This window comes from Vibrio sp. Vb1337 (assembly GCF_033338715.1).
GTDB lineage: Bacteria > Pseudomonadota > Gammaproteobacteria > Enterobacterales > Vibrionaceae > Vibrio > Vibrio alginolyticus.
On the sequence record NZ_JAWOTD010000001.1, the window covers coordinates 206,601 to 219,072 of the forward strand.

8 protein-coding genes are annotated in these 12,472 nt (G+C 43.0%); 5 read left to right on the forward strand and 3 right to left on the reverse strand.

Annotation, left to right across the window (positions count from 1 at the left end; translation table 11 throughout):
* Positions 1-128: 128 nt before the first annotated feature.
* Complete coding sequence (locus R7E42_RS00925) at positions 129-1,694, reverse strand: arylsulfatase (RefSeq protein ID WP_005377767.1); 1,566 nt, start codon at positions 1,692-1,694, stop codon at positions 129-131.
* A 388-nt stretch (positions 1,695-2,082) separates the two neighbouring features.
* On the opposite strand from R7E42_RS00925, the gene R7E42_RS00930 reads away from it, so the two are divergent.
* Positions 2,083-4,413, forward strand: coding sequence for a tetratricopeptide repeat protein (locus R7E42_RS00930; protein WP_318071294.1), 2,331 nt, complete (start codon positions 2,083-2,085; stop codon positions 4,411-4,413).
* Between the two features lie 47 nt (positions 4,414-4,460).
* Here R7E42_RS00930 and R7E42_RS00935 read toward each other — a convergent pair whose 3' ends face one another.
* Positions 4,461-5,189, reverse strand: coding sequence for a formylglycine-generating enzyme family protein (locus R7E42_RS00935; protein WP_411913114.1), 729 nt, complete (start codon positions 5,187-5,189; stop codon positions 4,461-4,463).
* 238 nt (positions 5,190-5,427) lie between these two features.
* Here R7E42_RS00935 and R7E42_RS00940 point away from each other — a divergent pair, with 238 nt between their 5' ends.
* The 3 genes from R7E42_RS00940 (at position 5,428) to R7E42_RS00950 (ending at position 9,065) form a co-directional block, all read left to right on the forward strand.
* Complete coding sequence (locus tag R7E42_RS00940) at positions 5,428-6,753, forward strand: anaerobic sulfatase maturase (protein WP_213961774.1); 1,326 nt, start codon at positions 5,428-5,430, stop codon at positions 6,751-6,753.
* 53 nt (positions 6,754-6,806) lie between these two features.
* Positions 6,807-7,904 carry a hypothetical protein gene (locus R7E42_RS00945; protein WP_065274487.1) on the forward strand — a complete coding sequence of 366 codons (1,098 nt, stop codon included), beginning with the start codon at positions 6,807-6,809 and terminating at the stop codon, positions 7,902-7,904.
* A gap of 162 nt (positions 7,905-8,066) precedes the next feature.
* Positions 8,067-9,065, forward strand: coding sequence for an HAD family hydrolase (locus R7E42_RS00950; protein WP_005385672.1), 999 nt, complete (start codon positions 8,067-8,069; stop codon positions 9,063-9,065).
* 107 nt (positions 9,066-9,172) lie between these two features.
* Here R7E42_RS00950 and R7E42_RS00955 read toward each other — a convergent pair whose 3' ends face one another.
* On the reverse strand, positions 9,173-10,690 hold the full coding sequence (locus R7E42_RS00955) for an arylsulfatase (RefSeq protein WP_005377761.1): 1,518 nt from the start codon (positions 10,688-10,690) through the stop codon (positions 9,173-9,175).
* Positions 10,691-10,937: 247 nt separating this feature from the next.
* Here R7E42_RS00955 and R7E42_RS00960 point away from each other — a divergent pair, with 247 nt between their 5' ends.
* Positions 10,938-12,374 (forward strand): arylsulfatase, encoded by a 1,437-nt coding sequence (locus tag R7E42_RS00960; RefSeq protein WP_256902891.1) that lies wholly within the window; start codon positions 10,938-10,940, stop codon positions 12,372-12,374.
* The last annotated feature ends 98 nt before the right edge of the window (positions 12,375-12,472 follow it).

Here is a 12,472-nt window from a genome sequence, read left to right on the forward strand (position 1 = left end):
TGTACTCACAATGCCCACTTTGTATAGGCTAAACAGGCGATTTAAGTAAGTTCCTATGTAGCGATACACATAAGCCAGCAGAATGGTCTGCTGGATTAATGTTACTGATTAACTAACGTTAACTTAGTTTACTTAAACTTGCTGATTTCTTGTTCAACTTTGTCTAGTTGTTGCAGCTTCTCTTGCATTTTTAGAGAGTCGTAGTTTAGTGAAGCAGGGTTCATCGCTGTGCCACGTTGCATTGGGTATTCTGGAAGTGTTTTAAAGAACTCTCCCACAACGTCTTGAACAGGTACAAATAGCCACATGTTGTCAGCCATCCAACGCAAGTACATTTGTGATTCGCTTGGGCCTTTTTCGAATGGGTCAGCGCGTAGGTGGATGATTTTAGGCCAGTTCGGAGCAAAACGAACTGCGTTACTTAGGTTCCCTTCAAGCGTTGCAAAGTGAAGTTTCCAGTCATTCCAGCGGACAGCGTTTAATTCACCATTAGACGTAAAGTAAAGCAGCGACTCACGAGGGCCTTTTTCTTCCTTACCTTCAAAGTATGGCATGAAGTTATAACCATCTAAATGTACACGCCACTCTTTGCCATTTGCTTTGTAGCCTTCTGCCAGTTTTTCTTTTACATCAGGTACGCCAGCAGCTGCCAATAATGTAGGCAACCAGTCTTGGTGTGCCATCATTTCATTGATCTTGGTTCCTGGCTTAATTACGCCTGGCCAACGAACCAGTTGAGGAACACGCATACCGCCTTCCCAAGTTGTACCTTTTTCACCATGGAATGGTGTTGCGCCACCATCTGGCCAAGTCATGGTTTCTGCGCCGTTGTCCGTTGAGTAGATAACGATAGTGTTGTCTGCAACACCTAGCTCATCCAGCTTGTCGAGTAAAACACCTACATGATCATCGTGTTCCAGCATACCATCGGCATAAATGCTTACGCCTGATTTACCTTGGTATTTTTCCTGCAAGCGAGTCCAAACGTGCATACGAGTGGCGTTATGCCAAATAAAGAAGGGTTTATCCGCCTTAACTGCTTTTTCCATAAATGCCAAAGAGCTCTCTAGGAACTCTTCATCTGCGTGCTCCATACGTTTTCGTGTCATCGGGCCAGTGTCTTCAATCTTACCGTCGGCATAAGACTTAATGACACCACGAGGGCCATAGTTTTTACGAAACTCTGGGTCTTTAGGGTAGTAATAAGTTTCAGGTTCTTCTTCTGCGTTTAGGTGATATAAGTTACCGAAGAATTCGTCAAAGCCGTGTTTTGTCGGTAAGTGCTTATCTTGGTCACCTAAGTGGTTTTTACCAAATTGACCCGTCATGTAACCTTGTTCTTTTAACAGGTCTGCAATGGTTGGCGCCCAATCAGGTATGCCGTGGTCAGAGCCTGGCATACCAATTGTTAACAAACCCGTACGAAATGGCTCTTCACCCGTAATAAAGGCAGCGCGACCAGCAGTACAAGACTGTTGTCCGTAGTGATCTGTGAACAACGCACCTTCATTCGCGATACGGTCGATGTTTGGCGTTTTGTAACTCATCATACCTTGGTTGTATGCGCTGATATTCCAGTAGCCGATATCGTCACCAAAAATTGCCAGAATATTCGGTTTGTCGGCTGCCATAGCAGCACTGGACGCCGCTAACAGTCCTGCGCCCACAGCGATTTTGCTCAATTGATTTGCCATAAAAACTCCAGATTGTTGAGAGTAAAGATAAGCACAAGTGAGCCTTATGCTTAGTTGCTGCATAAGTTAATGATGTATATAGAAAAATCCTCTTATACTCGATATAACCATAAGTTATTGCTGGGTGGTAACTATTTGTTAATTAAGAAGAAATAGGATTGTCCTGTTAGTTTGTAGAGATTCGTAAAGTAGATTTAGATCACTGAAGAGCCTTATTTTTATTGCGTAGTAGAAGAGGGGATGGAAATGAAAAACAATAGGATGCTCGCTTGTTTTACGGTCCTAAAGCAATACTAAAGTCGTTATGTATTGCTTGTAATTATTTGTATAACCAGTGATTTAGTGTCTATATTGATTTAGGTTGTACATTATAAATATAAGGATATCTATGAGTCAGTGGGCAGGCCGGTTTCGTATTTTATTGCTGGTCAACGTTGTTGTCAGTTTTATGGCTTTTTCTCAAGAGTTATTAATAGAGAAACCAAATATTCCTTCAGGCTTAAATCCAGAATATGCTGGCACACAAGCTTGTATAGATTGCCACCAAAACGAGGTAGCGGCCTGGAAAGGGTCACATCACGATATGGCCATGAAGCATGCAAGTACAACCTCTGTACGTGGTGATTTTGATAACCATGTTGTAACGCACAAAGGAATGCCTAATCGTTTTTTTAAAAAAGGCGACGAATTTTGGGTCAATATTCAAGGTGCTGATGGGCAATGGCATGACTATAAGATCAGCTATACATTTGGCTGGGAGCCATTACAGCAGTACATGGTCGAGTTTGAAGATGGACGCGTGCAGCTTATTCCTTTTGCTTGGGACACAAGAGCTAAAGTTGAAGGGGGACAGCGTTGGTTTCATCTTTATCCAGAAACGACAACAACGGATGAATTCTATTGGACCAATACCGGGCAAAATTGGAACTTCATGTGTGCTGATTGCCATTCAACGAACCTAAAGAAGAATTACGACGCAGACAAAAACACTTACAACAGCTCATGGTCAGAGATTAATGTGGGATGCGAAGCATGCCATGGTCCTGCTAGTCAGCACATAGAACTGGCCAAGAAATACAAAAATGCTGGCACGTCTTTTGAGCATGACAGCCATTATGGCTTTGATCGAAATTTGTCTAAAGCAGTGTCGGATTGGGTGTTTGAGGAAGGCCATAGTACGTTACAGCCGAAATCAATTGAAGCAACCAATCAAGTGCAAACATGCGCTCAATGCCATAGTCGCCGAACCCAGTTAAATGAAACAGGTGATCATGTTAAAGGTTCCTTTTTTGATAAATATCGCTTAAGTCTTATAACACCTGAACTCTACTATCATGATGGACAGATTTACGACGAAGATTATGTTTATGGTTCGTTTCTTCAATCTGAAATGGCGGAGAAGGGGGTCACGTGCACTAATTGCCATGATCCACACACGGCAGAGTTAACGATCCCAGAAGAGGCAGTATGTTCGCAATGCCATATTGCATCGGAATATACACCTGAAAAGCATACCTTTCATAAGGCTGGATCTGAAGCATCGCAATGTACGACTTGTCACATGCCAGAAACGACTTACATGCAAGTCGATCCTCGTAGAGACCACAGTTGGCATATTCCACGACCGGATTTGAGCAAACATATTGGAACGCCCAATGTTTGCATGTCATGCCATGAAGATAAAAGCAATCAATGGGCCGATGAACAGATAGCAAAATGGTACCCGAATTCGAAGTATCGTAATCAGCAACATTTTGCTGTCGCATTTTATGCGGATTCAATTGGTCATCAAGGAGCAGCAAATGCGTTGGCATACTCTGCTCAGGATTCGTCGTTAAAAGACATTATTCGTGCTTCAGCCCTGGAGAGAATGGGGGGCAATACTGACCAAAATACAACAGTATCTTTGGCTAGGGCCGTTAAGAATGAGAATGAAATGGTTCGATTAGGGGCAATTTCAGGCTCGTCTGGTTATGAATTTCATGATCGGTGGCGGATTCTAGAGCCATTGCTTGGTGACCCGGTGCTTTCAGTGAGAGCGGAAGCTGCCTCGGTGCTGGTAGCGAACTACGCACAAATGACCCCTTTACAAAAAGATATCATTAAATCGCCTTTAGAAGAGTACATGGAAATTCAAGAGTTTAATGCCGATCGTGGTTTCGGAAGAACCAATTTGGCGAATGTGTACCGCAGCTTAGGTGAAATCGACAAAGCGGCCGAGCTGTATAAACAAGCGATCAGTATCGAACCCTATTTCGAAAATAGCTACGTTAACCTAGCAGATTTGTATCGCCACCTAGGTGAAGAAGAAGCTGCGCTCACGGTGCTACAACAAGGGATGAAAGCTCAACCTAAATCCAGCACATTACCATACAGCGCAGGTCTTTCTTTGTTACGTCAAGGCAAAGCTGATGATGCGAAACAGCTACTTAAACGCGCCGCAGAAATTGGTGAAACTAATGCGCATTATTGGTACGTGTACGGTCTAGCTTTAGAAAAAAGCGATGTTCTAGAAGCCAGTAAAGCGTTGCATACAGCATTTGAAGTCGGAGGCAATCCACAACACTTGTTTGCTCAATGCGAGGTTCTAGCGAGAAATCATAAAAAAGGTGCTGTCGCTTTTGCTTTCGATAGGTGCATACAAGAGCTTAGTCACTATGCACCTAAACAAGCTATTGATCAGCTTAAAGCCTCTATTGTTGGGGTCAATAGGAGCTAATTACCAAAAGTGGAGCTTTTATCGCTCCATTTTTTTTCTTACTTAGTTTAATCAGCGTCTTTCGCTAATCTCAGCCCCATGTCGGACATGATGACTGACTGGCTAGCAAAATCGCGACGATAGTTTTCGGATTCGTCAGCATCATAGGCAAAGCTACCACCTCGTACAGACTTGTGTGCAAGGCTTTCTTTTTCATCTTTTGCGTTTACCGGATTATCACTTGGTGCCGATTTGTAATAGCCTTCATCAAAGGCATCAATAACAAACTCACCAACATTACCCGTCATATCGTATAAGCCAAGCTCATTCGGTTTTTTCTGACCTACCTTGTGTGCTTTGTTGTTTGAGTTACTGGCATACCAGGCAACGTCGTTAATATCATCAGACCCCGCGTAAGTGAATCCTTGACTTAGATTCCCCCCTTTCGCTGCAAACTCCCATTCTGCTTCGGTGGGTAAACGATAGTGCTCTCCCGTTTTTTCATTCAATTTCTTTATAAAATAATTGGCTTGTTGCCAGCTAATGTTATTTACGGGCGTATTTGGGTTTCTAAAATAGCTCAGAGAAGATCCTGTAACCGATTCGAATAACTCTTGGGTTACCTCAAATTTTGCCAAATAGAAATCATCCACGCGAACGGTGCGGGCCGGGCGCTCGGATTTATTTGCTGATGGATTATCCGAGCCCATCGTAAATTGTCCGCCTTCAATAAGAACCATATCTTGATCGATTTTTTGAGCAAGAGGGCTAGGTTGTGTTGTTGCACATCCAGTCATAATTAGCGAAATCGAAATAGCGGCACCAAGGTAAAGAGTATTACTTTTGGAATGCTTCATAGGGGAGCTCCATCAACATTTATGATCAAAGAATTTTATCAGGCAAGTCTATGAAAAACAGTTATACACACTATAACAAGCGCCACGAATAATTGAACATTATCATCACACTAGGCGATTAACTTAATGATTAGTCTTAACGCCGTTGGGCACAGGCTAGCAACTAAGAAGGTGATGAATGCACATAACTCAAGGTCCGCAGTTCAATGGAAAAGCATCCAAGCGATTACATGTCATGGCGAAACCTATCGGTGCAGTGTGCAATATCGATTGCACCTATTGTTATTACCTAAGCAAACAAGATTTACTTGAGTACAAGCCAGGCTGCTCACCAGTCATGGATGAGGAAACGCTCGAGACCTATATCCGTCAATATATAGCGGGACAGAATACACCTGAAATCATTTTCTCTTGGCAGGGTGGTGAGCCGACAATGCTAGGTTTGGATTATTTCAAGACAATTGTTGAGCTACAGAATAAATACCGTCCCGATGGCATTACGATCTCCAATGATCTCCAGACTAATGGCACACTGCTTAACGATGAATGGTGTGAGTTTTTAAAGGCGAACAACTTTCTCGTCGGTTTAAGCATTGATGGCCCAGAAATGATGCACAACGCTTACCGAACAAACCGAGCTGGTAGAGGCACATTCCGGCAAGTTATGAATGCGGTTGAATTATTACATAAGCACGAAGTAAAGTTTGCTACGCTCACTTGTGTTAACAACTTGACCGGACGTAACCCACTTGAAGTGTACCGATTCTTGCGAGATGAAGTACGCTCCCCTCAAATGCAGTTTATTCCAATAGTTGAGCAGAAAACATTCAGAACAACCGCCCCTCAAACTTGGGAGCCAAACGAGCAACTAAAGCAAGGAGATAAACGGTTGATCCCAGGTCATAAAGATGCCGTTATTGAGCCTTTTTGCGTTGCGGATGAAGCATGGGGAAATTTTCTGATCGCGATTTTCAATGAATGGGTTTTACACGATATCGGCAACGTGTTTGTGCAGTACTTTGAAGCCAGTATCGAAACCTGGATGGGCAGAAAAAACCCACTGTGTACGTTAGGTGAAATCTGCGGGAAGGGCTTAGCAATGGAGCCTAATGGTGATGTGTTTGCGTGTGATCATTACGTGTACCCAGAATATAAGGTTGGAAACATTCATCACGAAAAGCTCGATACGCTCGCTTATAGCTCTGAGCAGCAGAAATTTGGGTTTGCTAAAAGTCGTACGCTGCCCCAACAGTGCCTTCAATGTGATTATCAATTTGCATGTTTTGGAGAATGTCCCAAAAACCGTTTTATCCGTACTAGGCAAGGTGAGCCTGGTCTTAATTATCTCTGCGCGGGTTGGAAGAAGTTTTTTACCCATGTTGATCAGTCGATGGCGTACATCTTACGAGCGACAGGTAACCCAGTGGTTCACGGTAAATACAGTGACCAGATTCTACGCCAGCAAGCTACTCAAACACAGACTGTGTTTGAAACGAAGTTTTAAGATAGTCACTACGCCTGCTACAGGCCCGGAAATGAAAGAATATAGGTTATTGAATGCAAAAAATTAAGCTGCTCTCTAAATCATTACTCGTGATCTCGATCGGCATTGCTGCGAGTCAAACAGCAGTGGCACAAGAAACAACATTGCTAGACCCAGACCAGGTATCGCCGACAACGGTTGTCACTCCACAAGAAGCTCAAATGACACCGGCGCAACGAGTCGAAAAGCTGTCTTATGATGCGCAAAATAAAAAGTTGTCTTCAGAAAAACGTATTGATGCTTTACGTGAGTTAGCCAACTATCCAAGCCAAAATGCATTGGTTGCAGTTGCCCGTGGGTTGCAGGATGAAGATGCAGGTATTCGCGAAGCTGCGATCGTGGGAGCACAGCCATATATGATTGAGCACCGTTGGCGTTTGATTTCACCATTATTGAGTGATGACGCCGCCATGGTGCGAATTACAGCAGCGATTAACCTCGTTCGAGATTACGCCAATTTGAGTTCGGAGCAACAGCAGTCACTTGAGGGGCCTGTTTCAGAGCTGACAGCACACTTGTCCAGTAAGAACGATAATGTTTCCAAGTTATTACTTGCAGACGTTTACCGTTGGCATCGTGATTGGGATAAAGCGGCGCTGATATACCCAGAGTTAACTAAGCTTGAGCCAAACAACCCTCAAGTTTGGTTAAGCTATGCAGACAACTTCCGAGCGCAACAGCTAGACCAAAAAGCTATCAACGTGCTTGACGAGGGTATCAAGCTAAATTCAGAAGATGCCTCGCTGCATTATTCTAAATCTCTCGCTTTGGTTAGATTAGACAAAAAGAAAGAAGCGGCGTTTGAAATAGACAAAGCTGCGACGATGGCAAAGACGAACAGTTACTTTTGGTACTTAAATGGTGTTCTGCAAGAAGAGTTAGACTTGAAGAAGTCTGTCAACGCTTTTGAGCAAGCGTATTTGATATCCGGTGCTCCAGAACAATTGTATGCCGTGTGTGACATCTATGTTAGATACGGCAACCCTAAAACGGATGACTGTTTAACAGAGCTAACGAAGGTCGCTCCCGACTATGTTATTGAAGAGCTCAATCAGAAAAAGGGACGTAAAAGTGCCCCTACATCAGTTGAAGCCAATGAATTTAAACTCTAATCGTTAAATTCCATGTTTCTATTTTAATAAAATAGTGGACTAGATTAGTGACGTTGTCACTTTTTGGTGGCCGTTGCATATTTCAGTTCAATATGCGCCTGTTTCAATTGAACTATACTTTTGATTGGATTCGCACCTAGCACCTCAATATAAGGAATTAAGATGGCTATAAAGTTAAAGACGATTGTCTTAGCAACAGGTTTTGCTCTGTCTAGTTACGCTGTTGCTGCTGATATGCAAGATCCACTTCCGTCATGGAACAACACTGACGCTAAGCAAGCTATTATGGCGTTTGTTACGAAAACAACGACCCAAGGTTCGGATTCCTATGTTCCTGAAAGCCAACGAATCGCGACGTTTGATAATGATGGAACACTTTGGGCAGAAAAGCCTGTTTATCTACAGTTGTTTTTTGCGATCGATAGAGTAAAAGAAATGGCCTCTGAGCATCCTGATTGGAAGACAACCGAACCCTTTGCTTCCGCATTAAAAGGTGACATGGAGGGGATTGGTAAACAAGGACTCGAAGGTGTAATGAAGCTTGTTATGGCAACCCATTCTGGAATGTCTACTGAACAGTTTCATCAAGAAGTTAAGGAATGGTTGAAAACGGCTGTCCATCCAACAACGGGTAGACCATACACTGAAATGGTCTATCAACCTATGCTCGAACTGCTCGACTATTTAAGAGCGAACGACTATCAGACCTACATCGTTTCTGGAGGCGGAATTGAATTTATGCGCGTTTGGGCGCCGGAAGTATACGGCATTCCAACGCAAAACATCGTGGGAACGACGTTAAAGGCGGAATATCAAAGTGTTGATGGAAAACCTACCATCCAACGCATGCCGGAAATAGACTTTGTCAATGACAAAGCAGTAAAGCCTGTGACGATTCAAAACTTCATTGGCAAACGTCCGGTAATGGCGTTTGGTAATTCTGATGGTGATTTACAGATGTTAGAGTGGACGAAAGCAGGTTCAGGTCCAAGATTTTCTGCGATTATCCATCACACGGATGACAAGCGTGAATGGGCGTATGATAAAGATTCGCATGTTGGTAAGTTAGATAAATCGTTTAAAGTAGGTGAAGAGCAAGGTTGGCTATTTGTCGATATGAAACAAGATTGGAATCAAGTGTTTAAAGAGAGCACTAAATGATAATCTTTGTTTGACCATAACTTGCTGCAACCAAACAATTGCAACGAAATAAAAGGCCTCACAATTGAGGCCTTAGTTAATTCCACAATAGCTTCGATACCTAGGGTCTAGTTTCTAGGTTGCTGTGTCATTGTTTCTACCACTTTTTCAATACTTAACGAGCTACCTTTCGTTGCAGGGAACTCCTTAAATGTCTCTAGGAACTTACGCACGATAGCTTGAGCAGGAACGAACATCCACATTTGATCAGCGTAAAAATGTCTGACGTAAAGTGCTGCATCTGGACCGACCTCAAATGGATCCATACGAAGGTTTACAATCAAAGGCCAACTAGGTGTTTTGCGGTATGCCTCATTAATGGCACCCTCCATAATACTGAAGTGGATCTTCCAGTCTTTATAACGAACGGCGTTTAAATTACCACCAGCATCGAAGTAAAAGATTTCTTTGCGTGCGCCTTCATCAGCTTTACCAGTCAGCAGATCAAGTTGGTTGTAGCCATCTAAATGTGCTTTAAAGGTTTTGCCCGCTGCTTTATGACCCTTCAATAGTTTTTCTTTCACATCAGGTTCGCCCACAGCTGCGAGTAGAGTTGGCATCCAGTCTTCTTGTGAAAAGATATCGTTGATAACCGTTCCTGGTTTAATGTTTCCAGGCCAGCGTACCATCATCGGAACGCGGAATCCGCCTTCCCAAGTCGTACCTTTTTCGCCCTTGAACGGTGTAGTACCACCATCTGGCCAGGTAAATTTCTCAGCGCCATTATCAGTACTAAAAACAACAATGGTGTTATCTGCTACGCCTAGCTCTTCAAGTTTATCAAGCATGACACCTACTTGATCATCTAGGTCCATCATGCCATCGGCGTATAAGCCGTAACCTGACTTCCCTTGATATTCTTCACTCAAATGTGTCCAGACGTGCATACGGGTTGAGTTATGCCAAATAAAGAATGGTTTGTCTTCTTTTACTGCTTTTTCCATAAAGGCCAAGCTAGCATCCATGAACTCTCGGTCTACGTTTTCCATACGCTTACGAGTAAGGGGACCTGTGTCCTCGATTTTGCCATCCGCAGTCGCCTTCAACACGCCTCGAGGTCCGAATTTTTTACGAAACTCTGGATCTTTTGGATAAAACTCAGACTCAGGCTCTTCTTCCGCGTTTAAATGGTATAGGTTACCAAAGAACTCATCAAACCCATGGTTAGTTGGTAGGTGCTCATCTTGATCACCAAGGTGGTTTTTACCAAACTGACCAGACACATAGCCGTGATTTTTAAGTAACTCTGCGATAGTAGGATCTTTCGATTGAATACCCTCTTTTGCGCCGGGCATACCAATAGTCAATAGACCGGTACGAAACGGATGTTGACCCAGAATAAATGAGGCTCGTCCGGCAGTACAACTCTGTTGTGCGTAAGCGTCTGTGAAAATGGCACCTTCATTGGCGATTTTATCAATGTTAGGAGTCTTCCCTCCCATCATACCATTGTGATATGCACTAATGTTGTATACACCTACATCGTCACCCCAGAACACAAGGATGTTGGGCTTATCGGCAGCAAAGGCTGTGGACGCAGCTAATGTACCGACCAATGCCATTACCTTTTTAATCGAGTTTCGCATGAAAATCCTCCGCGATAAATGAATCCATTATCGTTATATAACGTTACTAATTGTGTTCATCATGGCGAAGTCGAGTGAGATGACACCAAATGAGACAATGTAGTCAGTTGAATATAGTAGAGGTTTTTTGTTGCTTCCAAGTAATCCCTGTTTTTCAAAAATGTTAACTAACATGGACTAGACTTTAGTGTGTTTTAAGTGTGATAAGACGCACTTACAGGATTGAATTTCAATGAAAGGCGACACTATGAAAAATAAACTAGCAACTATCCTGTTTCTATGTATCCCGTTAGAAGTGGCTGCGGAAGAGGCACCAAATGTCGTGGTAATGTTGGTTGATAACCTTGGGTGGGGGGAACTAAGTTCCTATGGGAGTACCAGAGGTGTTGAAACTAAAAACTTAGATCAACTTGCTAGAGAAGGTGTACGCCTTACTAATTTTAATGTGGAACCGCAATGCACGCCAACTCGCTCCTCATTCATGACGGGGAGGCGAGCGCTTAGATCTGGGACAGATAAGGTTGTTTGGGGAGTACCTTACGGTATGGTGAACTGGGAGATAACCATTGCAGAGAAGTTTAAGGAACAAGGATATAACACGAGCCTTTACGGGAAATGGCATTTGGGAGACCAAAAAGGGCGCTTTCCAACGGATCAAGGCTTTGATGAATGGTATGGCATTGCAAATACGACGGATGAGTCAGAATATAGCTCTCAACCCGGTTATAAAGCTATATTACCTAAACCTCAAATCCTTTCAGCTAGAGCAGGGCAGGACCCTAAAGGGGTCAAAGAATATAATTTGGACTCACGTAGAACGATTGACAGTGAGCTAGTTGAACATGCCACAGATTTTATAAATCGAAATGTGAAAGAGAATAAGCCATTTTTCTCTGTAATTACTTTTACTCAACCACATTTACCGACGCTACCTCATCCTGATTTTATTGGTAAAACAGGCAAAGGAAATTACTCAGATGTGTTAGCTGAGATAGATTTTCGAGCTGGGCAAGTTATTGGTGCAATAGAAAAAGCAGGAATTAAAGACAATACACTAGTGATTTGGTTTTCTGACAACGGTCCAGAGTGGCATATGCCATACCAAGGCTCTAGCGGGCCATGGCGTGGTGCGTACTTTACGGCTCTTGAAGGGTCTCTCCGAACACCATTTATTGCCTCTTGGCCTAACCACATCAAACCGGGTAGAGTGAGTGATGAAATTATCCATGTTGTGGATCTATTTGCCTCACTTTCTCATGTCGGTGGATACAAATTACCAAGCGATAGAACAATAGATAGTATTGATCAGTGGGCCTTTTTAAAGGGAGATAGTGAAAAGTCTAATCGAGATGGTTTCATCGTTAACAATGGATCTGAAACCTACGCTTATAAGTGGGAAAATTACAAGATGCACTTTATTGATCAAGATATCATGCCGGAGAAAGGGCGCCCATTACAGATCCCTGAAATATACAATTTGATTGATGACCCTAAAGAGGAGTTTGATTTAAGAAATAATGCCACATGGTTATTTCCTATCATGATAGGAAAGAGAGTAAAGTTTGAATCTTCCGTTGCAACAAGCTGCGATACGATTCCTTTCCCTGCTCCATTTGGATATAAGCCCGATTGTAGCAAGGGGAATTTCAATCAATTTCCAGTGGATGGGTTACGCCAGAAGTAGTTTACCCCAATGGCTCTTTCTCGCATACATGAGGTATGTTTTTGGTTCAATATCTCATTAGAGCCATTTAGGGCCATGTTTTTTCTAGTTTCATTTGA